The following is a 23,457-nucleotide window of genomic DNA, read 5'->3' on the forward strand; positions in this document are numbered from 1 at the left end:
ATGTAAAGACTAATCAGAAAAGGGAGGGATCCTGATGCTGAAGGGCAAGAAGGCGATATGGTTCGGGCTCGCGGCGTTGCTGGTCATTGCCGGGATTGCCGCAATCAACGCGGCAATCCGGGAGACGCCGGAGGTGCAGGCGGATGCAAGCGTGGTCAGCGGGGATTTGTGGCGGGCGGCGTTCACTGCCGATCTTGCGCGGGATGCCGCTGATAGCGGCGCGCTGAAACTCACGGACGAAGACGGAAATACCGCGGATGCGGAAATGAAGCTGATGGGCCGTCAGCTGGAAGTGGGAGGACTTGCGCCGGGACATTACATCCTCCATGTTTCCGGGAAAGCATTTGGAAAGCTGTCGCAGGCGGGGGAGGAAAGGATTCCGTTCACGGTGAGGGAGGACATCGCGCCTGTCGGTTCGCTTGAGGAGCTTGAGGAACATTTCCGGAAGATCGCCGCCAGGCAGGAGCGGGAAATGGAGCTCTACAGGGAAAGTAACCCAAGAGAAGAAACCGCGACGACAGAGGATAGTGCGGCAGGACCGGATGGGGGCGCCGGACATTCAATGACGAACAACCAGGTATCAGGTATAGATGAGGGGGACATCGTCAAGACGGACGGTGACTATCTGTATTCAACTGCCGACGGAATGACGGTGAAAGTCTATGACATCAGAAAAGGCGGAAATCCTGAGCACATCGCCACCCTCCAAGAGGAGGAAGGATTGCAGCCGATCGAGCTATATCTCTCTGGAGATATCCTGGCAGTGATCGGAAATCGGTTCCAGTATGATCCTGAACACCGAAAAGCAGGAGGCCCTGCAGACATCATGCCGACCGGCAGCAGCGCGGTTGCCCTCCGCCTCTATGACGTCAGTAATCCTGCAGAACCGAGGCTGGTCCGGGAAGCGGGCAATGAAGGCTGGCATGTCTCTTCCAGGTTGAACGGGAATATCCTCTACCTCATCACTTCGATGACACCGTTTTACCGGGGGATGGAGAATGAAGGAGATATACGCCCTTACCGGTATGACAGCGCAAGTAAAGATACAGACGGACCGATGGATACCGATTTGATCACCATTCTTCCGGGGCCGGCCGGTGATTCCTATACAATCATCACGGCCATTGATCTTGATGGGGGGCCCGATGCATCTATTGAGTCGGAAGGATTCATCGGAAGCGGCGGCGGTGTGTACATGTCCACGGGAAACCTGTATCTTGCTTCTTCGGAACACCAGGCACAGCTGTTTCAGGAAGACGGCTTAAAAACAACCGGATCAAACACAAAGATCTTTAAGTATGCGCTGGATGGAACAAATGTCACATTCGCAGCCTCAGGGGAAGTGCCGGGCACTCCGCTTAATCAATTTTCGATGGATGAGCATGAGGGGCACTTCCGAATCGCCGTCACCAACGGCAACATGTGGGATGAACGGAGTCCTTCCGAATCAGCGGTTTATGTCCTTGATCCGGAACTGAACGAAACCGGATCGGTCACGGGCCTGGCAAAAGGCGAACGGATCTATTCCGCTCGGTTCATGGGGGACCGCGCATATGTCGTGACATTCCGCGAGACGGACCCGCTGTTTGCGATCGATCTGTCGGATCCCGCCGCGCCGGCAGTGCTCGGTGAACTGAAAATTCCGGGCTTCAGCAATTACCTTCACCCGCTCGGTGACCACCACCTCATCGGTTTCGGTCAGGAGATCGTCAGCGTGAAGGGGGATGGCCCGGAGCCACGGTTGCTGAACGCGGGGATGAAAATCTCCTTGTTTGATGTATCGGATATGACCTCGCCGAAGGAAATTGCGGTGGAAATCATCGGGGGCAGGGGGACCGAATCGGAGTTGCAGTACGACCACAAGGCGCTTTTTGAACATAGGGAACTCGGCCTGTACGGATTCCCGGTTTACCTCTATGAGGGCAGCGCGGAAAGCGAGGAAGTCCGCTACGAGGGAAGCGGCGCGATGATCTATGAAATCACTCCCGAAAACGGAATCCGCCTCAAGGCTAATCTTGTTTCTGATAAAGGGGTCGCCCAGGGATATCCGGTTTACGAAGAGAGGATCCTCAGGATCTTATACTCGGGCAATACAGCATTTACGGTGTCGCCCGAAGGAGTGACCGCGTACTCGCTTGATGATTTTAGCCGCCTCGGTTCTTCTGAGGACTAACGCTGTCGTTGAGTTTTCGGGCCGTTTCCGCTACGATGAAATTCAATGAATCGGAACGGACGGCGGTGAGCGAATGGACGATGCAAGGGAAGAGATGGGGATCGATGCCTGCCTGCTTGCGGGCAGGCTCATGATGGAAGCAGGGGCGGAAACATACCGCGTTGATGATACGATGACCAGGATGGCCGCGACGCTTGATATGGAGGGGGCCGACTCGTTCACCACCTCAACCGGGATCATCTTCTCCCCGGGAGGGCATCGACGGGTAAAACTGACCAGCATCCGGAAGCGCGCCACGGACCTGGAGAAGATCGCCCGTGTCAATGCCATCTCCCGTTCGCTGACATCAAAAGAGATGACGCTGGAGCAGGCATATGCGGAACTGAAGAAGGTGGAACGCGGCAACTTCATGTTTCCGTTCTGGCTACAGGTGCTGGCGGCGGCTGTTGCAAGTGCAAGCTTTCTCATCCTCTTCGGGGGAGATTGGGAGAACATGCCTTTCGCTTTTGTCGCGGGAGGCATCGGCTTTGCGATATCCGAAAAGTTCCATGAGCGGACACGGGTGAAGTTCTTCTCGGAATTCACAGGCTCCGCTGTGATCGGCCTGATCTCACTGGCGACGGTCAGCGCGGGACTCGGTAGCCAGCTGGATATCATCGTAATTGCTTCGGTCATGCCGCTCGTGCCGGGTCTCCTCATCACGAACGCAATCCGTGATCTGATGGCCGGCCACTTCATGGCCGGTATCTCGAAAGGCGCGGAAGCATTCCTTACCGCTTTTGCGATCGGTTCCGGCATTGCGCTGATCCTATCGCTCCAGGGGGTGGGGATGTGACTTACGTGATCCATGGAGTGTTCAGCTTTCTCGCATCAGCGATGTTCGGCGTCATCTTCAACTCTCCGAGGAAACGGCTGCTGCATTGTGGATTCGTCGGAGCGGTCGGATGGCTGGTATTCCTCGCCTCACGGGACCTGCTGCTTGAAGGGGATGCGGTTAAAGCATCTTTCCTTGGGGCATTTGCAGTCGCGGTTGTCGCCCATCTGTTTTCCAAATGGTACCGGACCCCCATGATCATCTTTAGTGTCGCCGGAATCATTCCGCTTGTTCCGGGCGGGACGGCCTATAATACAATGCGCAATGTCATGGAGAAAAGTTATGATGCTGCTACTGTCTACGCGATGGAAGTCCTGATGATCTCAGGCTCGATCGCGATGGGCCTGGTGTTTGCGGAAGTGATCATTCAGATGATCTTCAAAAAGAAGTCCACAGAAAAGTAGAAAACCGCCCCGGAAAAATCCGGAGGCGGTTTTAAATATTGTTGGGTTATCGCCGGGCCTGCAGTTGCTCTGTCAGCTGGGCGGCGGTCATCGGCCGTCCGGTGAAAAAGCCCTGTACTGCATCACAGCCACTTCTATCAAGTGCTTTCCACACCATTTCATCCTCGACGCCTTCGGCAACGACAATCATCCCGAGGGAATGTCCGAAATGGACCAGGCCATCGACAATTCTGCCGACCTGTTCGTTGGTCGGGAAGGAGGCGATGAACTCTTGTCCGATCTTGATTTTGGAGAGGGGAACGGTCTGCATATAGCGGAAAGAGGCTGAACCTGTCCCGAAATCATCCAGTGCCAATGAGATGCCTTCCTGCTGCAAAGCCTTAAGCTGATGCATAATGGCCTCCTCGGCTTCGGCTTCAAAGGCGAAGCGTTCGGTGATTTCGAGTTCCAGCAGGGAGGATGGGCAGCCGGTCCGATCCAGGATATCCCGGACCCTCGAAGTCATGCCGCCATTTCGGAATTCCCGGACAGATGAGTTACAGCTGACACGGACACTGAACCCTTCCTGTTGCCAGGCGACGGCCTGCCGGCAGGCCGCTTCAATCATGAGCTCTCCGAGTGCGCCGATCAATCCGCAGTCTTCCGCGACCGGAATCAGTTCAGCCGGACTCACGGTACCCAGATCCCGGTCCTCCCATCGTACGAGGGCTTCAGCAGCGATGATTTTGCCGGTTTTCATATCAACCTGGGGCTGGAAAACGGGTTTAATCGTCTTTTCCCTGAGCGCCTGGGGAAGCTTTTGCTCGATACGAAGCTTCCGGGCAACGGCGCGCTGCTCGGATTTTGGCAGGGAAGCGATCAGGCCGCCGCCTTCCATCCTGACACGGTGGCGCGCCATCGATGAAGCGCTCAGAAGATGCTTGAACGATTGCTGATCATCAGGGAACTTTGCGATGCCTCCGCTCACACGTACTTGGAGGCCTGTCAGTTCCGATCGGATCGGATGCTCATCCAGGAAACTCAGGAACCCTTCTGCAAACCAACTTCCGAGTGGGGTAAGGACAGCAAATTCATTCATGCCAATCCGGGCAAACAGGCTATTTCGGAAATAAATCTTCATGCTGCGGACAAATTCCTGCAGAATACGCTTTTCCGCGTCCTGGTCGCCCGGTTCGATGAGGGTATGGAAATTTTCGATGGAAAGATAAACAAAAGTAAAGTGCCGGTCTTCCGAGATGAGGCGTTCTGCCTCATCTGAAAGCTTATGACGGTTCATGAGTCCGGTATCGGGGTCGATATAGGCAATTTCTTCAAGCTTTCTCTGGACTTCTCTTTCTTCCGTCCGGTCAGTTCCCAGCATGATTGTATAAAGAAGGCTGCCGTTCGAGAAGACGGGCAGAGCAGTCAGCATGACATGATAGGGGCTGCCTTCTTTCGTGACCTGCTCCACATCACCTTGCCAAGGCCGGCCGGCCCGGATCCGGCGCCAGATTTTCAAAACCTCTGCCTTGCCGTCGCGTGTATCCGGGAACATCAGGCGAAAGGGCTTTCCGAGTACGCGTTTCGGTGTCCAACCGCTTTTATCAAGAAATCTGGTATTGGCTTCCAGAATGAGTCCTTCCGCATCGATCTTGTAGATCATGAATTTCTTGTCCAGACCTCCGAGCAAGCTTTCATAGGCGCTTTCCTGCGGAAAAGTGGCTGTGCTTTCCTCAAGCTGATGGTTGTCCTTCAACACGCTCCGACCTCCTGAATAGCAGGTTATTTTCATCCAATATACAGGATACCGCACGAAGAGGCACCCTTTTTCCGGCATTTTCCTGCAAAAGTCCGGGTCTTTGGGGACGAAATGAGTCCAGAGAGGGAAGAGAAACATATAAGGCTTCCGCATATATGGATTTTGTGTAGAATAAATGAAGCCGAAAACGAATCATGAAAAATGGAAGGAGGACCGCGGATGCAACGCATAAAAGGAATAGCCATGATCGTGATCGGGGCAATGCTATGGGGGGCGACCGGCCCGATGATGGAGTGGCTGCTCGCGGAGAGGCCGATCGAGGTCGCCCCGTTCATCGTGTTGCGCCTGCTGCTCGCCGGTGCGGTGCTCCTCCTGATTTTACGCTCACAAGGAAAAAGGATCGGTCTTGTGTGGCGGCAGAAAGCTTGGGCGCGCCAGCTCGTCATCTTTGGCATTGTTGGAATGCTGGGCGTCCAATACACCTTCCTGAAGACGATCGAGGAGAGCAACGCGGTCATCGCGACACTTCTGCAGTTCCTGGCACCGATCTTCGTGATTGCCTTCGTTACATTCAGCCATAGAAGATGGCCGCCGGTCTATCAGGTTCTCGGTATCACAGTGACGCTCGCGGGGCTCGTCCTGCTTCTGACAAACGGTTCCCTGTCTTCACTCGAAGTGTCCAAATCAGCTCTGGCCTGGGGAGTGACCCTGGGATTCACGTTTGCATTCTACACGCTATATCCTGCGCGTCTCATGCACGAATACGGGGTTATCCAGACCGTCTCCTGGGCCATGGTGATCGGGGGAACGGCCCTCTTCATCACACAGCCGCTTGCCGTATTCCGGATGATCCCGGTACTTTTCGATCCTATTGCGCTAGTCATGATTCTCATGATCATCGTGTTTGCAACGGCCGGATTTATCATGCTGCTCGGCAGTACGAAATATATCTCGCCGGTCGAAACAAGCGTCCTTTCCAGCTTCGAACCGTTGACGGCCATGGTTGTCTCTATCTTCTGGTTCGGCCAGCTGCTTGGGCAGTGGCAGTTCGCCGGAACGGCTGTCATGCTGATTGGCGTCGTCTGGCTGTCAGTCGCAGGCAGCAAAGCGTCCAAGGTCGAGGCGGAGCCTCCGAAGACAATGTGATGGCCGGAGTAAACAATGAGCCCTCCCTCTGCACCGGTGCAGGGGGAGGGCTTCTCAGATTTCGATCAGGTCAATCGGGCCTTCTGTCTTCACTTCGGTGCCTTCAGGAATCGTAATCAGATAAATCGGCAACCTGTGATAGCTGGAGAAGCCGTCATTTTTTGAGAAGGGCGGCAGGTCGGGTTCGCTGATCTGATTGATGGTCAACTCAAGAAGCGGAGAGCCAAGCGTCAGAATCTGCCCATCCGACGAAATGTCCGCCTCGGGAATGGGCAGGGCATCCGATAAATCATACCCGTTCGCAATCAATGCGGGGCGGAAAATGGTGAGACTTGCATCGTCCGAATTGTGGGTCCGTATGACAGCCTGGATGTAGGACATCTCATCCGCCGTTTCTTTGGCGCGGAGCGTCAGGGTGCCATCGGCAACTTTGAACGTCTTCCGGGTGAGAATCTGATCTTCAGGCACCGCATCCGGATTTTCATCGATGATCACTTTGCCGTAGATATCATCCAGCTCGCCGGCGGCTTCCTCACCGACGGCTTCCTCACCGACATAAGGAAAACTGTCTGCTTCGGGACGGACAAATTGCGCCACGATTGCCAGAACGGCAAGAATGGCAATCAGTGCGCCGAACAGCCTGAGGACCGTCCGGCCTTCTGCGACGGGGTACCGCCACCGGAACGCCAAAATCAGGAACAGGATGAGAAGCATGACGGGCAAAACGGCAAGTCCGATCATGCTCTCACCTCCTGCCGGCTTCCGGCGGCCATCGCTGCCAGGAAGAGGAACGCGGAAATCAGAAGGCATATGAGAAGGATCATCGATGCCGGACCCTCTCCGGCAAACCGGATGATGGCGGCAAGCAGTTCATTCAATGCTGTCACCCTGAGTAAAATCATGACCAGCGCAAACAGGGCAAAGGCGGCAATGCGCGAAACACTGAATAAAGTTCCTGCAAAATAGCTGAGCGCTGCAAGCAAAAGGCAGTAGCCGGTAAGAACAGCAAACAACGAGGCATAGTGGGCTGTGCCGCCTTCCGGCATGATAAGCGGACGGTCAGAAATGACGGTAAATAATACCGAAGCCATATGGGCAAGAGTGGCAACAAGGGATCCGGCGAGCACGAGCGCTGCAAGATACAGTACATTCCCGGTGTGCCGGGTCGTCCGGCTTCCGGGAAAGGTGAGATCTGTCCGCAGCGAGTCGCGGCCGCTCAAGTAAAGAGGGGAGATGAGTGCCCACAGGAGTGTCAGCCCGATGACCGGATTGGCCGAGTGATCGACCACGTTAATGGAGATCTGTCCGTCACTGGTCCCGAAACCGTTGCCTCCGAAAAAGGACAGGGCGATGCCGATGACCTGCAGAGCCAGAAGTGACCCCAAAATGCCGGAGCGGCCGTACAGATTGCGCATGAACTGATTTATTACGGCGTTACCTGCTGTCGGTTGCGTCAGCGTAGACACGGTCGATTCCTCCTTTCTTTCGGGTCATGGCGACATATGCGTCGCCGAGGGAGACGGGGGTGGCCCTTATTCCTTGTGCTTCATTCATAAATAACGTGGTTCCCGGCTGGACCATAATGATCGCCTCCGCCATGCACGGCAGTGTTTCGTGAAGCTCCAGCACCTGTACCTTTGACGCGGCCTGCCGCACTTCGGACACAGGACCGCTGATCCTGGCAAAGCCTTCTTTGAATTCGTCGGCATTGCCATGGTGAAGGAGGCGGCCTTGGTGCAGGATGACGACTTCCTCGAACAGATCTTCCATGCCTTCCAGCTGATGGCCCGACAATAGAATCATCCGCGGGCGGGCGATGTAATCTTTCAGGAGCACCTGAAGCAGGTCACTTCTCACTCCTGCATCCATCCCGTTCAGCGGTTCATCAAACATCGTGAGCGGCGTCCGCGCGGCAATTCCCGCTACCATATTGAACGTGTTTTTCATTCCTTTGGAGAGTTGGATATGAAACGCATTGTCCGGGATGCCGAAATGCTCCAGAAGACTCCGTGCGAGCTTTTTGTCGAAGGAGGGATACGCACGCTCCATCTCTCCGAGGATGGCACTGAGGCGGAGTGCCGGGGGAAAGGACATCCCCTCATGGACCAGGAGCGTATTCGCCGAAGCGAAGAGTGAGTTGAACGGGTTCTCACCGAATATGCTCACCTTACCGCCGGATGGTTTCAAGTGGCCGGCCGCGATCTGCAGTGCTGTGGATTTTCCGGCTCCGTTCCGACCGAGTATGCCGATGATTTTATCGCCGGCCAGGTTGAGCGTCAGGCCGCTGAGCGCCTCTGTTTTGCCAAACTGCCTGACCACCTGCTGAAAATTCACTTCCATCACTTTTCTCCCCCCATTTCTTCTCTGATCATGGTAATCAGCTCTACTTCCGTCAGTCCCAGCAGGCGCGCCTCAGTGATCGCATCCCGGACCTTTTCCTGCAGGACACCGTTCCGGCGCCTGGTGAAAATGATCTTCCGGGCATCCGGGGAGACGAACATGCCAAGTCCGCGCTTTTTATAAAGAATGCCCTGGTCCGCCAGCATTGACAGGCCTTTCGCTGCGGTAGCGGGATTGATGCGGTATTGTTCGGCAAGCTGGTACTGGGAATAAACCTTTTCATCTTCTTGGAAGAGGCCGGTCAGGATGCCGTCTTCTATCCAGTCCGCAATCTGAAGATAGATCGGGGTGCCGCTTTCCGGATTGATCGGCATGGACTCACCTCCAGGTGGCTAGGTGCATTACTGTTGTAATGTACTATACTATGTTGAGTAATATCCGGTCAATACCAATCGACTGAAAATTCTCCCTGTGCCTATCCGGCCAGGGAGGAATATGGCATAATAGGAAGCAGTTGATTCGATACGCGAAGGATATCTGGGGTGAAACTTTGAAAACTGTATTCTCTTATGCCAAAGCCTATAAATGGCCGATCGCCATTGCGCTCCTGCTCATGCTCGTGGAGCTGGCGGTCGAACTGATCCAGCCGCTCGTTATCGGAAAAATCATCGATGACGGTATTATCGCGGGAGATGCCGGAACGGTCTGGACATGGGGGGCTGTCATGATGGGCCTCGCGCTCGCAGCTTTCGCTTCGGGGATCACGAACTCGTTTTTCGCGGCGCACGCGGCACACAGTTTCGCATTTGATCTGCGGGCCGCCATGTTCAGGAAAATCCAGTCGTTCACGATGTCCACATTCCTGCGCTTTCCGCAGTCGGGACTTCTGACGCGGATGACAAGCGACATCACGATGACGTCGAACGTGCTTTATATGAGTTTGAGGATCATGCTCCGGGCACCGCTTGCCGCAGCAGGCAGTCTCATCATGGCTTTTATCGTGAATCCGAAGCTTGCACTGTTTCTCATGATCGGCGTGCCGTTCCTCGTCATTTTCCTCGTCTTCATGGTAAGGAAAGGTGTGGCGATGTTCGGACGTGTCCAGCGCCGTCTGGACCGGGTGAACCGGGTCGTTCAGGAAAACCTTCAGGCGGTGCGCCTGGTGAAAGCGTACCTGAGGGGGACGTATGAATCGTCCAGGTTCTCCAAAGTGGCGGGCGCACTCCGGTCGGATACAGTTTCGGCTGTGCGCCTGATGGAGCTGATCTTGCCGCTTCTGCTCTTCGTCATGAACATCAGTTTGCTGGCCGTGCTGTGGTTCGGCGCGCAGGAAGTCCGGGCAGGCGGTGCGGAAGTCGGTGAAGTGGTGGCCATTGTCAACTACGCGCTCCGGATGACCGGCTCGTTCTCGATGTTCTCATTCATCATTGTGGCGTACTCGCGTGCCAAGGCCTCCGCAGAGCGGATGGAAGAAGTGCTTCTGGCCGACGGCGGCACCGAGGAACAGGAAAGCGGGAGCGGACGCCTGCCTGCCGGAGATCTCCTTTTCGAAAACGTCTCCTTTACGTATGAAGGCGCCGACAAGGACGTCCTTCACGGAATCAGTTTCCATGTGAAGCCGGGAGAAAAGCTTGCGATCATGGGGGCCACTGGCTCGGGCAAGTCGACACTGCTGAACCTGATCCCGAGATTTTTCGAACCGACATCCGGCAGGGTGCTGCTGGACGGACGTGACATTCTGGATTGGCCGCTGAAGGACCTCCGCAATGCAATCGGTTATGTCCCGCAGCAGTCGATGCTCTTCACCGGCTCGATCCATGAAAACCTCGGATGGGGGGATTCGGAGGCGGGGCTGGATGAATTGGAGGAAGCGGCTCGGAAAGCCCAGATCCATGACTCCGTCGAGCGCTTCCCGGAAAAGTACGGGACGCGGGTCGGACAGAAAGGGGTCAACCTTTCGGGAGGCCAGAAGCAGCGGCTCTCGATCGCCCGGGCGCTCGTGCGTCATCCGTCAATCCTGATTCTGGATGACAGCACATCAGCGCTTGATGTAAAGACGGAAAACGCCCTGTGGGAAGCACTTGAGGGAGAGCGGGCGACAATGCTGGTCGTCACGCAGAAAGTCGGGACCGCGGCCGGCGCCGACCGGATCCTCCTTCTTGACGAAGGCCGCGTGTCGGGCTATGGCACGCATCAGGAACTGCTTGCGCAGTCGGAGCTGTACCGGCAGATCGTTGAATCACAGAGCACGAATGCCGGGGAGGTGAACGGGGATGTTTGATTTCATCAGAAGGCCGTTCGGTTACGAGCCGATCCTCACAAAGGAAGACCTGAAGAAACCGAAAGAAAAGAAGGGAGAACGTCCGAACAATTGGAAGGACGTGCTTCTGCGCATCTGGCGTCTTGTCGATGAGCAGCGTGCGCTTCTCATCACGGTGCTCGTACTTGTTGCCCTGAGCTCGGGGCTGTCCATCCTGGGGCCTTATCTGGTCGGCCATATCGTCGATGAATATATCGTTGCGGGCCGCTTCGACGGATTCGGAAGGATGGTCATCGTCCTGATCGCGGTCTACGCCGGACTGTCTGTCGCGATGTACCTGCAGAGTTTCTGGATGATCGGCATTTCCCAGCGTGCGGTCTTTAAGATGAGGACCGGGCTGTTCAGCCATTTCCAGCGGCTCCCGGTGAAGTTTTTCGACCGAAGGCAGCACGGAGAGCTGATGAGCCGGATGACGAACGATATTGAGAACGTCAGCCAGACATTGAACAACTCCTTTATCCAGGTGTTCTCGAGTATTCTGACGCTTGTCGGGACGCTTGCCGTCATGATTTCACTGAGCCCGCTGCTCACGGTGCTCACCATGACGATCGTTCCGCTCATGTTTGCGGCTGTCCGGTGGGTGACGAAGCGTACCGGCCGGCTATACAAAGCCCAGCAGCGTGCAGTCGGTGAAATGAACGGCATGATCGAGGAATCGATCTCCGGACAGCGCATCGTCAAGGCCTTCTCTCAGGAGGACCGTGTGATGGATGAGTTCACCGAGAAAAGTGAGCGCCTCCGCAGGACCGGTTTCTGGGCGCTGACCTATGCCGGGTTCATCCCGAAAGTGATGAACTTCCTGAACAACGGGGCGTTCGCGGTTGTTGCCGGAATTGGAGGCATCCTCGCGCTCACAGGGGATGGGCTGGTCACAATCGGGACGATTGTTATTTTCACAGAGTATGCCCGTCAGTTCACCCGGCCGCTCAATGACCTCGCCAACCAGTTCAACACCGTGCTCTCAGCCATAGCCGGAGCGGAGCGTGTGTTTGCCATCATGGACGAGGAACCGGAGCGGGACGACGCGACAGGTCATTCGGACACGATCCTTAAGGGGGATGTTGAGTTCCGCAATGTCGCTTTCGGATACGGTGAGGGCGACTATACGGTTGAAGGGGTAAGCTTTCGGGTGCGCCCAGGCGAAGCCGCGGCATTTGTCGGGGCGACCGGAGCCGGAAAAACGACCGTCATGCAGCTCCTGGCCCGTTTCTATGACCCGAACGAAGGCCAGATTCTGATCGACGGCATTCCGATCACCGAGCTTCCGAGAAAAACGCTCAGAAGCCAGACGGCATTTGTCCTCCAGGACCCATTTTTATTTGAGGCGAGTGTCATGGAAAACATCCGCTACGGCCGTCTGGATGCGTCTGATGAGGAAGTGATTTCGGCGGCTAAGGAAGCCAATGCACATGACTTCATCATGAAGCTGGAGGACGGATATGAAACGATCCTTTCTGCAGATGGCGGGGAAATCAGCCAGGGGCAGAAACAACTTCTCTCCATCGCCCGTGCGCTCGTCGCCGATCCCGTGCTTCTCCTATTGGACGAGGCCACTTCCTCGATCGATACTGTCACTGAGATGAAGATTCAGGAAGCGCTTGAGCGCCTGATGGAAGGGCGCACGAGCTTCATTATCGCCCACCGTCTGAACACGGTGAGGAAAGCGGATATGATCTTCGTCATGCAGGACGGGCGCCTTGCCGAATCCGGCAGGCAGCAGGACCTGATCGGCAGCGGAGGACTCTACGACCAGATGCTGAAAGGTGCGGAATTATAATGAAGCCCGGAGCCAGCGCAGCTCCGGGTTTTGTTATGCGGGGGATGCCTGGTCTTTCATGGCTCCTCTTTATACACTCGTGACGCCTGCTCGGACTTTCATAATAAATGCGCACAGAAAAACCGGAGAGGCAGCCTCTCCGGTTTTCTTTATCTGACCATAGCGGCGGATCCCGGTTTCTTTCTCGGGCGGAAGCCGCCGAGAAAAATCTTGCCGTAAGGAACGAACTTCTCAAGGGCCACCGATACAAGAATCGGCAGCACAAGGCCGATTGCGGTAAAGCCGATCAGGCCATAATTGAAGAAGTCATTCAGGACGATATCCGCAAAGACATGGAGGTACATGATCGAGATGGAGTGCTTATCGATAAACTGCAGCCAGTTCAGCGGCATTTTCTGTGCGGCGCGCTGGAACAGTCCGATGACGACAACCGTGCAGGAGACCGGGATGATCAGATCCAGGAAGAAGTGATCATAGCGCAGAAATTTCATGCTGAGGTGATAATCGAACAATCCTGCAGCATCAAAGGCAAGGCAGGCTGCGACCGTGACAGCTCCGGCAGCAAGCCACTTGCCGCTGATCTCCATCCAGAATGTCTTCAGGTAATAGCCGATCGCGAAATACACGAGTGCCATCAGCGCCACATCGACGTTCCACGGCAAGGGGATCTGCTGTGCGGATTCGACAACATCGCCGTCCAGCACCCGTTGGGCAAACAGGCTCTCCGTGTGGGCGACTACGTAAGACAGGGCGACGAGTCCGATCTGGACCTTGCGGCTAAAGAATCGCGTCATGAACGTGAACAGCACGAAGACGGCGAACAGAGCCGTCACGAACCAAAACACTCCGTAGGCGCCCCGGACAAACCGGCCGCCGACGACGAGCGTCCACAGGTCGTTGAGATACCATTGCAGATCGGTGTTTCCATATCCGATTTCCATTCCGTAACGCACCGCAGTGATGGCGACGAGGAAAAACAGATAAGGAACGATCAGCTGCATGAACCGTTTCAATATGGAATCGCCTGCCTCCGCCCTTGTTTTCACTTCCTTGAAGAACAGGCCGCTCAATAGGAAAAAGGCCGGCATATGGAACCAGTAAATATATTTGGATAGGGGGAAGTCGAGCTCCCCGGGATAATGGCCGATGACGACAAGGATCATGAGAAATCCTTTCGTGACGTCGACCCAGGTCAGTCTCTGTTTTGCCATAGTGAGGACCTCCGTCGGTACATCATTCTTGGATTCTATCTCCGGTTTAGTTGCCCCTTTTTAGCCATTTTTAAACCTGGCAGGGGAATACGGGCATCTTACACCCTGAAGCTGCTTTTGAAAAGATACAAAAATTGGCGGCAGGTTCCGAATCGGAATCTGCCGCCAAGGTGGATCACTTATTTTCTTCGATGTTCAGGTTAGGACCTTCTTCGAAATTTACTTCGAGCTCAAATTTTGTGTAGTCCTGAATTTCGAGGGCGTTGAGGATTTTCTTCTTGGCCTCTTCCTCGTTCACATTCTGGTCGAGCATGATTTCCTTGAACAGGGCATCCAGCTCATTCATCGCTTCTTCCTGCTTGTTGTCATCGCCATAGTCGACGCCTTCAAGTGTGTTTTTATATTCTGCTTCAAATGTCCCGTCTTCCTGTGTCTCGTAACTTGCATCGACGGCATCCTTGCCGTCTACATCGATTTCCAGATCAAAGTCCTTAAAGCCGTAGCCTTGTGTTGTTTCGCTCTGACCGTCGTTCTTGCCGCCGGACGGGTTTTCACCAGCTTTGTCATCTTCGATCGCCGTTTCAGTCGCATCACCGGTTTCTTCGGTCGTCGGAGCCTGGTCATCATTGTCTCCACCTGCAGCATCATCCATTGCATCATTGTTGCTGCCGCAAGCGCCGAGTGTGAGAACAGCGGCGAGGGCAGTCATTCCGAGCATGTTGTATTTCATAAGGTGCACGTCCTTTCGGTTTATCTGTTTGTCCTTTATGTTTCCTGTTGCAGCGAATTTTAAACAGCGTTCTTCATGGCCGGCGGTATTTGGGTATGTCATAATCAGGGAAACAAAGGCGATAAGGAAAGGAAAGATGGCGTTGGAAATTTTTGCTCACCGCGGCGCATCCGGAATCCGGCCGGAAAATACGTTGGCCGCATTTAGGGAAGCTGCTGAATTGCCGATCGACGGGGTGGAATTCGATGTCCATTTATCAAGTGATGGTGTGCCGGTCGTGATCCACGATGAATCGGTCGATCGGACAACGGACGGCAGCGGTTACGTTAAAGACATGACTCTGGATGAATTAAAACAGCTAAGCGCCGGCTGCCGCTTTGCGGATGAATACTCTGATGAGCGCATCCCGACATTGAGGGAGGTGCTTGAGCTGTTCCGGGGCAAGCCGCAGAGGCTGAACATCGAGCTGAAATCGGATGTGTTTCCCTATCCGGGTCTGCGGGAGAATGTGATCGCGCTCGTGCGTGAATTCGGCATTGCGGATCGGGTCATTTTGTCATCGTTCGACCACGTGACACTGGAAGCGGCAAAACGTGAAGCTCCGGATATTGAGACGGGAATGCTGTTTGTTGAAATCCTGGCTGATGCCCGTTCTGCGGCAGCCGGTATCGGAGCTGATGCCCTTCATCCGGCGCTGCCTTTCGCGTTACGGGAGCCCGGCCGCAGGGCAGCGGCTGAAGGGTCCGTGCTGCGGGTCTTCACGGTCAATGACCCGGAGCATGCCCTTATGCTGCGAGAAGCGGGTGCGCGGGCGATTTTCACGGATTACCCGCATAGGATGCTCAATTTGTTCAAATGAAAACACAGGCACCGCGGGATGCGGTGCCTGTGCTTGTTCTTCACCAGGTTGCCCTGTGCTCCTCGCTGCAGCCAAGCAGCTTAACGAGGTGTAGGTTGACGCCTGCATCGGGGAGACGGATCCGACCTCTAAAGTAGCCGAACATCTGATGGACTTCCGATTTGACGAGTTTGGCATCAGTTTCGGCGGTGCGTTCGAAAAATGGTGTGAACGTCAGGTCAACTGAATCGGTGAACTTGGTACGTATTTTCCATGTTTTCATGTAGTCATCCGGATCGTAATCAAACAGCACGTCTTCACTGATCTTATACATCTTTCCATCTATGAACACCGCATTTTCGGTCATGCCGGTCCCGTCCGTCCACTGTCCCCCAAAATTCAGTCCGATGCGGCGGCGCCCATATTGCTGGGAGGCCATTGCCCAGTTCCACGCAGCTTTGCGGGGCCAGATGCCTCGGCCGAAATCAAGGACGGCGAACGATTCCTCCCTGCCGATCCGGAAACGGCGGTCATCGATCGTGACGAAGCCTTCGGCCGGCAGGAGATGGTGCTTTGCTGTAAACTGATACTGGTTGCTGTTCCACGGAACAACTACATTCAGGGATTCTTCACCCTCCGGATGGCTGATATGCAAATCAGCATGGAGAAGATCGCCGTCAAAGTCCGGCACGGTGACCAGCAGGTGAGTCTCGCCCTTGATGTGGATCATCTGAATGTTCATATCCGGATGGGTGAATGACACATTGCCGAGCACCTCGTCGTCCATCCGGACATTTCGGCCCAGCGGTACGGTGACTGTCTTCTCGAAGAACCGCTGGGTCTCATAATGGAATACGTAGACGAAGCAGGAGGCGGCATAGTCAAGGTGGGACACTGTCACCGAAAACAGCACATCTTCACTGTATACGCACCAGTAGTTCCAGCGTTTTTTACGCATATAGTTTTTGGCGAGATTGCCGGTGATGATCGGATTCCGGCTGAACCCGATCGCTTCCGGATTAAGAGTCCCGTCCGGGTTGGATAGCCGGACGGGCCCTGTCAATTCGCGCTCTTTGTGCTGCATGTGATCACCTCGAAAACGGCTATTGTCAATTTTTCGTTTTGCTGATATACTCTTCATTGTACCAGAGATACGGGGCATTAGCTCAATTGGGAGAGCGTTGCGCTGGCAGCGCAGAGGTCAGGGGTTCGAGCCCCCTATGCTCCATCATACGAAACCGCCGGGATTCCTTTGCAGGGATTCCGGCGGTTTTTATTGTTTTTGGAAAAATGGTTTGAAAAGCGGCGCTAACAGGGGACAAATCGCGGCGGAAACTGGAGTCTGATTGTGAAATGCCCGTATATGACGGGTTGTCATTTCTTTGGGAGCATAAAGATTTCCCTTCTTTGCATAGGTTGCAGGAGAGGGGGTGCGGAAGTTGGCGGTCTATGACAGGGAGGCGGCTGTTGCCTATGCGAACCGCTGGTGGAATGACTATAATCCCGCATATCCAAAGTTCGCGGTCGACTGCACGAACTATGTCTCCCAATGTCTGAGGGCGGGCGGAGCCCCGATGTGGGGTTCGCCGAACAGGGAGCGTGGATGGTGGATCGGGGGAGGAAACTGGAGCTTTAGCTGGAGCGTGTCCCATTCACTCCGGTGGTACTTGGCCGGTTCGCAGCGCGGGCTGACAGCGAAGCGTGTCCAGTCGGCGGGGGAGCTTGAACCGGGGGACATCATTTCCTACGACTTCGAAGGGGATGGCGTCTTCAACCATACGACGATCGTGACGTCGAAGAGGGACGGCGTTCCGTATGTGAATGCCCATACGTATAATGTCCGCGACAGGCACTGGGCGTATAAAGATTCTTACGCCTGGCGGCCGGATGCCACGTACATCTTCTGGAAGATCAATGACCGGTTTGATTGAATATCAGACGGCCCCCGGCAGAACGCCAGGGGCCGTCATTTTCGTCTATATGGAACCATGATCAGTCAAAATCGTACCAGATAACAGCCATCGTTCCTTCGCCGGCATGGACGGCAAGAACCGCGCCGATGTCGCCTGTCTTCACTATTAAGTCAGGCATGGCTTCGAGCATTTGCGCCTTCAGACGGTCAGCCTCACCCGGGCTGTCTGCATGCATGAGGTGTATGGTTCGCCGGCCTTCATCATATGCCTTCTTCACTTTATCGACGAGATAGCGGAATGCTTTTTTTTCGGAGCGGACTTTGTCGGTGACATCCAGAGTGCCCTCGGGTGTGATCTGGATGATCGGCTTGATCTGCAGCATGCTGCCAAGATAGAACTGGACGCTTCCCATCCGGCCGCCTTTATGAAGCTGGTTCAGTTGCCCAATATAGATATAGGAGCGGCCCTTTCCGATATGGCGGCTGATTGCATCGACAATGTCATCCCGTTTTTTTCCTTCCTGCCCGAGTTCCATGGCGAGCCGGACGAGGCCGGTCGTTCCATAGGACAGGGACTTGCCGTCGACGATGCGGACATCGAATCCGCTCAGGTCTGCCCCTGACACGGCTGAGGCGTAAGTTCCGCTCATTTCTCCTGAAAGCACCACCGCGATACCCTGCTCATATTCCTCCTTGAGGCGGTCGAACAGTTCGGCGAACCGGCCGGCGGAAGGCTGTGAGGTTTTCGGAAGTTCTGTGGATGTCCGGATTTTCTCATAGAGTTCTTCGGGCCGGATACCGACGCCGTCCGCATATTCGTTGTCTCCAAAATGGACATTGAGCGGAACGACGTAGAGGTCCGGATGGTTCGCTAATTCATGTGAAATATGGGCAGTGCTGTCCACAATATAAGCAATCGGTTTTTTCGGCATGTTCAACCCCCTGAAAGCGCTGTCGTTTTCAAAATACTATACCATACTAGGAAATGAATAGGGGGAAGAAAAGAAAAAAGACTTATATTATAGCGATATAATATAAGTCTTTTGATGTTTTTATTATCTATCGAATAATGTCTAGTGCCGTCGCAGCGCTTCGTGAAAATCCGGTTTGTGCCGGAAAAGCACGAGTCCTCCCGCCATAACAAGCGGCCAGGAGACGGAAAGAACACCTGAAAGCCAGAGGGCGGCGGTCCAAGCTGCAAATCCGCCCGGCATGGCGAGCGTGGCACTTCGGAGCGGCAGCAGTCCGGCCGCGGTGCCGACAGCAAAGCCGATCAGGCTACCGGGTGAGAAGGCTAGCGCTGCACCGATAAAGGCTGATACACCCTTTCCGCCTTTTCCACGGAACAGTGGGAAGACATGCCCGAAAACCGCAAGTGCCCCGCCGGCAGCGACAAGCCATTCCGGATAACCGAGATACCGCCCGGAAACGACAGCCGCAACACCTTTCAGGGCATCTCCGGCAAAGACCGCCAGAAAAGCAGGAGCGCCAAACAGCCTGCCCGCATTTCGTGCACCGGGATTTCCGCTCCCCGACCCGGCCGGATCGGCACCGAGCATGCGGCCGAGTACCCGGGCCCACAGCACTGAACCCGCCACCCAGCAGAAAAGCAGGTATAGGATGATTTCCGGGTTAAAGGCGTTCATCGGCATCCCTCCATGGGGTCTGCTATAATCAGTGTGACTACTGGTAGCGAAGGAGAATTTACATGAGCCAACAGCAGATGAGTGTCCGGAAAGCGGTTACTGAACGCCGCTCCATCAAGAATTTTAACGGAACGCCGGTATCCCGTGAAAATGTCATGGAAGTCCTGTGCGATTCCAGATACGCGCCTAACCACGGCAAGCGCGAACCATGGCGCTTTGTCGTCGGAGCAGGAGAAAATCTTCCCGATGTACAGGGCCTGATCAGGGAATACGCCATTCCGAACTGGCGTGAACTGACGGAAGAAGCCCTTGAGCGCCAATCCGCCAAGTTCAAGAGCGCGGGAGCCATCGTCTTTGCGATTGTCCGTGAAGACATGCGCCAAAAGCAGCGTCTCGAAGACCATATGGCCATTTCCGCATTCCTGCAAAACGCCCAGCTCCTCGCGTGGGACAAGGGCATCGGCACATGCATCAAAACACCTGCCTGGCTGGATCAGCCCCAATTCCGCGAGGCGCTGGGCGCCGGTGACGGGGAGCGCGTGATCTGCATGCTGCACTTCGGGCATTCGGATACGATGCCGAAGGAATGGGATCACACCCCGATCGAGGAAAAAGTTACGTTTTACTCCGCTCCGGAAAGCGCGGACGACACTTCAAAATAATAGTCGCCGATAACGCGCAATCCCTTGTCGAAGTTTTCAAGATGGAAGTGTTCGTTTGGCGCATGGAAGTTTTCGGATGACAGACCGAAGCCCATGAGGACGACAGGGAGACCGAGAATCTCATCAAAGGCCGCCACAATCGGGATTGAGCCGCCTCCACGCGTATAGGCGGTTGGAACATTGTACACCCGTTCATACGACGTACCCGCTGCCTGGATGGCCGGATGATCGTAAGGGGTGAGAAACGGCTTGCCCTTGTCAAATTCGGTGATGTCCACCGTTACGCCGGCCGGTTTGTTTTTCTCGATATGGCTGCGCAGTTTTTGGACGATGTCATCCGGGTCCTGGTCCGGTACGAGACGGCACGTGATTTTCGCGCCTGCTTCAGCGGGAAGGACGGTCTTGATCCCTTCGCCTGAAAATCCGCCGAAGACGCCATTGATCTCGAGCGTCGGGCGGGTCCAAGTGCGCTCGAGATGCGAATACCCTGTTTCACCGAAGAGCTCGCTGACGCCGAGCTCTTTTTTCAATGCTTCCTCGTCGAAGCTGAGCTTCCGATATTCTTCACGTTCCTCTTCGGTCGCGGGGCGCACATCATCATAGAAACCGTCTACCGTGATTGTACCTTCCTTGTCACGGAAGGAGGCGAGAAGTTCCACAAGAGCGTGGATCGCATTTTGCACACCACCGCCGTAAAGGCCGGAATGAAGGTCGCCCTTGGCACCCTTGACGTCGATCTGGACGCCGGCAAGACCGCGGAGGCCGTAGCAGACAGCAGGCTGGCCGGGACCCTGCATGCCTGTGTCGGAAATGACAATCACATCTGCAGCAAGCTTGTCCTTGTTGTCTTCAACGTAAGCCGGGAGGTTCGGGCTGCCGATCTCTTCCTCGCCCTCGATGCAGAACTTCACATTCACCGGGAGTTTGCCGTTCGTCTTGAACAGGGCTTCGACGGCCTTCACGTGCATGAACACCTGGCCTTTATCGTCGCTGGCCCCGCGTGCGTACAGTTTGTTGTCGCGGACTTCCGGTTCGAACGGAGCGCTGTCCCAAAGCTCCAGCGGATCGACCGGCTGGACATCATAGTGGCCATAGATGAGGAGGGTCGGCTGGCCTTCGGCATGCAGCCAGTCCGCATAGACGACCGGGTGACCCGCCGTTTCATCAATAGAAATATTCTCGAGTCCCGCAGACTCGAGTGACCCTGCCAGCCATTCGGCGGCTTTTTTCATATCTTCTTTATGCCCGGAGAGCGAGCTGATGCTCGGAATGCTCAGGAAGTCATTCAGCTCTGCAAGATGCGCTTTGCGGTGTTCGCTGAAATGGCGGTCAAGTTCCTTCAGATGATCCATCAATTTATCCCTCTTTCCACGTTGGTTTTCGTGAATAAGTATACCAGAAACAGAGAAAGCGGATTTAAATGGGCATGGCAGGGGAAGTGTTTATGGTATGATGGTCAATAAGGTTTTTGAATTCCGTGTAAATTAGTTTCTTCAGGGGGAATGGCTTTTGTTTATCGTCTTGGGAATCCTGCTCTTCCTGTCCTTTTTCTTCTCGGGCAGCGAAACGGCGCTTACCGCCACGAACAGGATGAAGGTGCAGCTGCGTGCTGACCAGGGAGACAGGAAATCTGAGAAACTGCTGAAACTCATCAGCAAGCCCGATCGGATGATCACGTCGATTCTGATTGGGAACAATATCGTGAATATCCTCTTGCCGACCCTCCTTACGGCGATCGCAATCGACAAGGGCTGGCAAGTCGGGCTGGCGACAACGATTTTGACAATCACCCTCATCATCTTCGGTGAAGTGTTGCCGAAAACGATTGCGGCAACGTTTTCTGAAAAGGTCTCGTATCTGGTATTCCCGATCATCCGTTTTATCGTCATCCTTCTTTCACCTCTGACCTATCTCCTTTCGCTCTTCACGAACATATTTATCCGCATCATCTCTCGCGGTGCGGTGACGGAGGCGACATTGACAAAGGAAGATCTGCGCTCGATGGTTGACATTGCATCAACTGAAGGAACGTTCGAGGAAGAGGAATCGATCCGCCTCAAAGGGGTGCTGGACTTCCCGGAAAAGGACGTGTCCGACGTGATGTCGGCCCACCGGACGGAGATCGTCGGCTTATCGCATGATGCCACCTATGTAGACGTCCGGGATACGATCTTGGATCATTGGTACACGCGTTATCCGGTATACGTAGACAATATGGACAATATCGTCGGCGTATTTTATTCCAAGCAGCTCATCGAATGGTCAATGGCCACAGATTCGACCATTGAAGATTATATGGACCGAGAGCCGCTGTTCGTTGTCGAGACACTCAGCGTCGAACGTGTTTTCAAAATGATGCTGGCAAAAAAGAAGCATATCGCCATCGTGCTTGATGAATACGGCGGCACACTCGGAATTGTCACGCATGAGGACATCATTGAAGAGATGATCGGGCAGGATATCGAGGATGAGACCGACCAGGAAGAAGAAGTGCTCGTATATGAGATGACGGACACCCATCTGGTATGCTCAGGCCGCCTGGAGATGGACGACGTGAAAGAGACATTCCGGGCCGAACTTCCGGACGAGCATGATACCATCGGGGGGTTCGTCCTTCAGCAACTCGGACATGTCCCGTTGCCGGGAGAGAAATTCTCCTACGGTAATCTGGATGTCCTGATCGAGGAAATGGACCGCAACCGCATCACCCGCATGATGATTACCAAGCGGGAGCCTGATGAAGAGGCGGCCGCAGTCGAAGAATAAAGGAAACGGCAACTCGAAAAAGCGCTTCCCCTGGAGGGAGGCGCTCAGACTGTGGACAAAGTGAGTGGATTACTCCTTTGTCTGCAGTTTTTTCTTTTCATGAAAATCCTCCGGATTTCCGCTGCGGGCCCTTGCTTACCAAAACTGCGTTTTGGTCGCAGGAAGATCATTGTTGGACAACGCAGTCGCCTTTGGCCACAGACGCCGTTCTTCGTGACGGTGTCCGCTAGTCCGCGGGCGTTGCCTCAGCCGGCGCCAGTACGGAGACTGGCGTCTGTGTGCATCGCGTAGCGGAAGATCTTCTGCGAGCAAAAGCGACAGCGTTGCGGAGCATTGCGCAACATCCTGCGGGGTCTTCGGCTAACGCTTTTCCCGCAGGTGTCTCGGGCCCTCCGTTTCAATCCTCCAGTATCAATTGGAGTCTATAATTCAGCGTCCAGCTCTAGTGCCCGGCAACTATTATAGAATGAATAATTGAATCGAACATAATTGACATTATTGCTTGAAGTGGAGGCGCGGACTCCTGCGGAAAAGGAAGAGCGGAGAGACCCTGCAAGTAGGTGCCGCCCAACGCTGTGCTTTTGGGCGCAGACGCCAACCTTCGTATTGGCGCCGGCTCTTAGCCTTCCCCGCGGAAAGCCTGCGCCGGAACGGAAAGCAACTACACACTATAGACCTTGTTTCCTTTATCTCATTGCGAAGGGCTCCAGTTTGTACATTGCTAAGCGGGCGCTTGCGCTTTTGGTCCGTCCAGCTCCAGCGCTCAGCAACTAGCAAACTTCACCCTTCTTCATTGCGATAAGTCAACATCGGCTCGTTCCTCGCCGTGTTTCCTTTATCTTATTACGAAGTGCTCCAGTTTGTACGTTGCTGAACGGGCGCTTGCGCTTTTGTTTTCAACCTTTCCCCGTTTCTTACAT

The 23,457-nt window shown here is 54.7% G+C and carries 21 protein-coding genes and 1 tRNA gene; 11 read left to right on the plus strand and 11 right to left on the minus strand.

What is annotated here, in order from left to right; translation table 11 throughout:
* The first annotated feature begins 34 nt into the window (after nucleotides 1–34).
* The 3 genes from AC6CHQ_RS00510 to AC6CHQ_RS00520 all read left to right on the plus strand — a co-directional run bounded on the left by AC6CHQ_RS00510 (nucleotide 35) and on the right by AC6CHQ_RS00520 (nucleotide 3,451).
* Nucleotides 35–2,173: a beta-propeller domain-containing protein gene (locus tag AC6CHQ_RS00510; protein WP_498080533.1), complete on the plus strand. Its 2,139-nt coding sequence runs from the start codon at nucleotides 35–37 to the stop codon at nucleotides 2,171–2,173.
* 73 nt (nucleotides 2,174–2,246) lie between these two features.
* Nucleotides 2,247–3,008: a threonine/serine exporter family protein gene (locus tag AC6CHQ_RS00515; RefSeq protein ID WP_092049366.1), complete on the plus strand. Its 762-nt coding sequence runs from the start codon at nucleotides 2,247–2,249 to the stop codon at nucleotides 3,006–3,008.
* Nucleotides 3,005–3,451 (plus strand): threonine/serine exporter family protein, encoded by a 447-nt coding sequence (locus AC6CHQ_RS00520; protein WP_092049363.1) that lies wholly within the window; start codon nucleotides 3,005–3,007, stop codon nucleotides 3,449–3,451. The genes AC6CHQ_RS00515 and AC6CHQ_RS00520 overlap by 4 nt, the downstream gene beginning before the upstream one ends.
* A 46-nt stretch (nucleotides 3,452–3,497) precedes the next feature.
* Here the strand turns inward: AC6CHQ_RS00520 and AC6CHQ_RS00525 are convergent, their stop codons facing one another.
* Complete coding sequence (locus tag AC6CHQ_RS00525) at nucleotides 3,498–5,189, minus strand: putative bifunctional diguanylate cyclase/phosphodiesterase (protein WP_498080534.1); 1,692 nt, start codon at nucleotides 5,187–5,189, stop codon at nucleotides 3,498–3,500.
* A gap of 219 nt (nucleotides 5,190–5,408) precedes the next feature.
* On the opposite strand from AC6CHQ_RS00525, the gene AC6CHQ_RS00530 reads away from it, so the two are divergent.
* Nucleotides 5,409–6,335 (plus strand): DMT family transporter, encoded by a 927-nt coding sequence (locus AC6CHQ_RS00530; protein WP_498080535.1) that lies wholly within the window; start codon nucleotides 5,409–5,411, stop codon nucleotides 6,333–6,335.
* A 54-nt stretch (nucleotides 6,336–6,389) separates the two neighbouring features.
* On the opposite strand, the gene AC6CHQ_RS00535 is transcribed toward AC6CHQ_RS00530, so the two are convergent.
* Genes AC6CHQ_RS00535 through AC6CHQ_RS00550 form a run of 4 tightly spaced genes read right to left on the minus strand, consistent with a single transcriptional unit; the run spans nucleotide 6,390 to nucleotide 9,049 of the window.
* Nucleotides 6,390–7,076 carry a hypothetical protein gene (locus AC6CHQ_RS00535; protein ID WP_498080536.1) on the minus strand — a complete coding sequence of 229 codons (687 nt, stop codon included), beginning with the start codon at nucleotides 7,074–7,076 and terminating at the stop codon, nucleotides 6,390–6,392.
* Complete coding sequence (locus AC6CHQ_RS00540; RefSeq protein WP_498080537.1) at nucleotides 7,073–7,801, minus strand: hypothetical protein; 729 nt, start codon at nucleotides 7,799–7,801, stop codon at nucleotides 7,073–7,075. Before AC6CHQ_RS00540 ends, AC6CHQ_RS00535 begins: the two co-directional genes overlap by 4 nt.
* A complete protein-coding gene (locus AC6CHQ_RS00545) occupies nucleotides 7,770–8,675 on the minus strand; it encodes an ATP-binding cassette domain-containing protein (protein ID WP_498080538.1) in 906 nt (301 codons plus the stop codon). Before AC6CHQ_RS00545 ends, AC6CHQ_RS00540 begins: the two co-directional genes overlap by 32 nt.
* The gene (locus AC6CHQ_RS00550; protein WP_251238929.1) at nucleotides 8,675–9,049 is read right to left on the minus strand and encodes a GntR family transcriptional regulator; all 375 of its coding nucleotides are present in this window, start codon (nucleotides 9,047–9,049) and stop codon (nucleotides 8,675–8,677) included. The genes AC6CHQ_RS00545 and AC6CHQ_RS00550 overlap by 1 nt, the downstream gene beginning before the upstream one ends.
* A 176-nt stretch (nucleotides 9,050–9,225) precedes the next feature.
* Here AC6CHQ_RS00550 and AC6CHQ_RS00555 point away from each other — a divergent pair, with 176 nt between their 5' ends.
* Complete coding sequence (locus AC6CHQ_RS00555) at nucleotides 9,226–10,956, plus strand: ABC transporter ATP-binding protein (RefSeq protein ID WP_498080539.1); 1,731 nt, start codon at nucleotides 9,226–9,228, stop codon at nucleotides 10,954–10,956.
* On the plus strand, nucleotides 10,949–12,772 hold the full coding sequence (locus AC6CHQ_RS00560; protein WP_498080540.1) for an ABC transporter ATP-binding protein: 1,824 nt from the start codon (nucleotides 10,949–10,951) through the stop codon (nucleotides 12,770–12,772). The genes AC6CHQ_RS00555 and AC6CHQ_RS00560 overlap by 8 nt, the downstream gene beginning before the upstream one ends.
* A 149-nt stretch (nucleotides 12,773–12,921) precedes the next feature.
* On the opposite strand, the gene AC6CHQ_RS00565 is transcribed toward AC6CHQ_RS00560, so the two are convergent.
* Nucleotides 12,922–13,983 (minus strand): acyltransferase family protein, encoded by a 1,062-nt coding sequence (locus AC6CHQ_RS00565; protein WP_498080541.1) that lies wholly within the window; start codon nucleotides 13,981–13,983, stop codon nucleotides 12,922–12,924.
* A 175-nt stretch (nucleotides 13,984–14,158) separates the two neighbouring features.
* Nucleotides 14,159–14,713, minus strand: coding sequence for a YusW family protein (locus AC6CHQ_RS00570; protein WP_092049343.1), 555 nt, complete (start codon nucleotides 14,711–14,713; stop codon nucleotides 14,159–14,161).
* A 136-nt stretch (nucleotides 14,714–14,849) separates the two neighbouring features.
* On the opposite strand from AC6CHQ_RS00570, the gene AC6CHQ_RS00575 reads away from it, so the two are divergent.
* Complete coding sequence (locus AC6CHQ_RS00575; RefSeq protein ID WP_349773648.1) at nucleotides 14,850–15,572, plus strand: glycerophosphodiester phosphodiesterase; 723 nt, start codon at nucleotides 14,850–14,852, stop codon at nucleotides 15,570–15,572.
* A gap of 40 nt (nucleotides 15,573–15,612) precedes the next feature.
* Here the strand turns inward: AC6CHQ_RS00575 and AC6CHQ_RS00580 are convergent, their stop codons facing one another.
* A complete protein-coding gene (locus tag AC6CHQ_RS00580) occupies nucleotides 15,613–16,635 on the minus strand; it encodes a DUF2804 domain-containing protein (RefSeq protein ID WP_251238933.1) in 1,023 nt (340 codons plus the stop codon).
* A 71-nt stretch (nucleotides 16,636–16,706) separates the two neighbouring features.
* Between AC6CHQ_RS00580 and AC6CHQ_RS00585 the strand changes: the two genes are divergently transcribed.
* Both AC6CHQ_RS00585 and AC6CHQ_RS00590 read left to right on the plus strand, forming a co-directional pair.
* A tRNA-Ala gene (locus AC6CHQ_RS00585) sits at nucleotides 16,707–16,779 on the plus strand.
* 202 nt (nucleotides 16,780–16,981) lie between these two features.
* The gene (locus AC6CHQ_RS00590) at nucleotides 16,982–17,482 is read left to right on the plus strand and encodes an amidase domain-containing protein (protein ID WP_251238934.1); all 501 of its coding nucleotides are present in this window, start codon (nucleotides 16,982–16,984) and stop codon (nucleotides 17,480–17,482) included.
* A 61-nt stretch (nucleotides 17,483–17,543) separates the two neighbouring features.
* Here AC6CHQ_RS00590 and AC6CHQ_RS00595 read toward each other — a convergent pair whose 3' ends face one another.
* Nucleotides 17,544–18,395, minus strand: a complete 852-nt coding sequence (locus AC6CHQ_RS00595) for a DegV family protein (RefSeq protein WP_092049337.1) — start codon at nucleotides 18,393–18,395, stop codon at nucleotides 17,544–17,546.
* Between the two features lie 141 nt (nucleotides 18,396–18,536).
* Nucleotides 18,537–19,109 (minus strand): glycerol-3-phosphate acyltransferase, encoded by a 573-nt coding sequence (locus AC6CHQ_RS00600; protein ID WP_177168226.1) that lies wholly within the window; start codon nucleotides 19,107–19,109, stop codon nucleotides 18,537–18,539.
* Between the two features lie 62 nt (nucleotides 19,110–19,171).
* Between AC6CHQ_RS00600 and AC6CHQ_RS00605 the strand changes: the two genes are divergently transcribed.
* Nucleotides 19,172–19,771 carry a nitroreductase family protein gene (locus AC6CHQ_RS00605; RefSeq protein ID WP_092049333.1) on the plus strand — a complete coding sequence of 200 codons (600 nt, stop codon included), beginning with the start codon at nucleotides 19,172–19,174 and terminating at the stop codon, nucleotides 19,769–19,771.
* Here the strand turns inward: AC6CHQ_RS00605 and AC6CHQ_RS00610 are convergent.
* The gene (locus AC6CHQ_RS00610; RefSeq protein ID WP_092049331.1) at nucleotides 19,732–21,123 is read right to left on the minus strand and encodes a dipeptidase; all 1,392 of its coding nucleotides are present in this window, start codon (nucleotides 21,121–21,123) and stop codon (nucleotides 19,732–19,734) included. The genes AC6CHQ_RS00605 and AC6CHQ_RS00610 overlap by 40 nt on opposite strands.
* 157 nt (nucleotides 21,124–21,280) lie before the next feature.
* Between AC6CHQ_RS00610 and AC6CHQ_RS00615 the strand changes: the two genes are divergently transcribed.
* The gene (locus AC6CHQ_RS00615; protein WP_251238936.1) at nucleotides 21,281–22,537 is read left to right on the plus strand and encodes a hemolysin family protein; all 1,257 of its coding nucleotides are present in this window, start codon (nucleotides 21,281–21,283) and stop codon (nucleotides 22,535–22,537) included.
* The last annotated feature ends 920 nt before the right edge of the window (nucleotides 22,538–23,457 follow it).

The organism is Bhargavaea sp. GQ12 (assembly GCF_059758705.1).

Excerpts from the sequence above, each read along its gene's own strand:
- AC6CHQ_RS00610 (WP_092049331.1), bottom strand. The coding sequence starts at position 21,123 with ATGGATCATCTGAAGGAACTTGACCGCCATTTCAGCGAACACCGCAAA.
- AC6CHQ_RS00515 (WP_092049366.1), top strand. The coding sequence starts at position 2,247 with ATGGACGATGCAAGGGAAGAGATGGGGATCGATGCCTGCCTGCTTGCG.
- AC6CHQ_RS00600 (WP_177168226.1), bottom strand. The coding sequence starts at position 19,109 with ATGAACGCCTTTAACCCGGAAATCATCCTATACCTGCTTTTCTGCTGG.
- AC6CHQ_RS00545 (WP_498080538.1), bottom strand. The coding sequence starts at position 8,675 with ATGGAAGTGAATTTTCAGCAGGTGGTCAGGCAGTTTGGCAAAACAGAG.
- AC6CHQ_RS00595 (WP_092049337.1), bottom strand. The coding sequence starts at position 18,395 with ATGCCGAAAAAACCGATTGCTTATATTGTGGACAGCACTGCCCATATT.
- AC6CHQ_RS00550 (WP_251238929.1), bottom strand. The coding sequence starts at position 9,049 with ATGCCGATCAATCCGGAAAGCGGCACCCCGATCTATCTTCAGATTGCG.
- AC6CHQ_RS00530 (WP_498080535.1), top strand. The coding sequence starts at position 5,409 with ATGCAACGCATAAAAGGAATAGCCATGATCGTGATCGGGGCAATGCTA.
- AC6CHQ_RS00570 (WP_092049343.1), bottom strand. The coding sequence starts at position 14,713 with ATGAAATACAACATGCTCGGAATGACTGCCCTCGCCGCTGTTCTCACA.
- AC6CHQ_RS00580 (WP_251238933.1), bottom strand. The coding sequence starts at position 16,635 with ATGCAGCACAAAGAGCGCGAATTGACAGGGCCCGTCCGGCTATCCAAC.
- AC6CHQ_RS00575 (WP_349773648.1), top strand. The coding sequence starts at position 14,850 with ATGGCGTTGGAAATTTTTGCTCACCGCGGCGCATCCGGAATCCGGCCG.
- AC6CHQ_RS00565 (WP_498080541.1), bottom strand. The coding sequence starts at position 13,983 with ATGGCAAAACAGAGACTGACCTGGGTCGACGTCACGAAAGGATTTCTC.
- AC6CHQ_RS00560 (WP_498080540.1), top strand. The coding sequence starts at position 10,949 with ATGTTTGATTTCATCAGAAGGCCGTTCGGTTACGAGCCGATCCTCACA.
- AC6CHQ_RS00535 (WP_498080536.1), bottom strand. The coding sequence starts at position 7,076 with ATGATCGGACTTGCCGTTTTGCCCGTCATGCTTCTCATCCTGTTCCTG.
- AC6CHQ_RS00605 (WP_092049333.1), top strand. The coding sequence starts at position 19,172 with ATGAGCCAACAGCAGATGAGTGTCCGGAAAGCGGTTACTGAACGCCGC.
- AC6CHQ_RS00510 (WP_498080533.1), top strand. The coding sequence starts at position 35 with ATGCTGAAGGGCAAGAAGGCGATATGGTTCGGGCTCGCGGCGTTGCTG.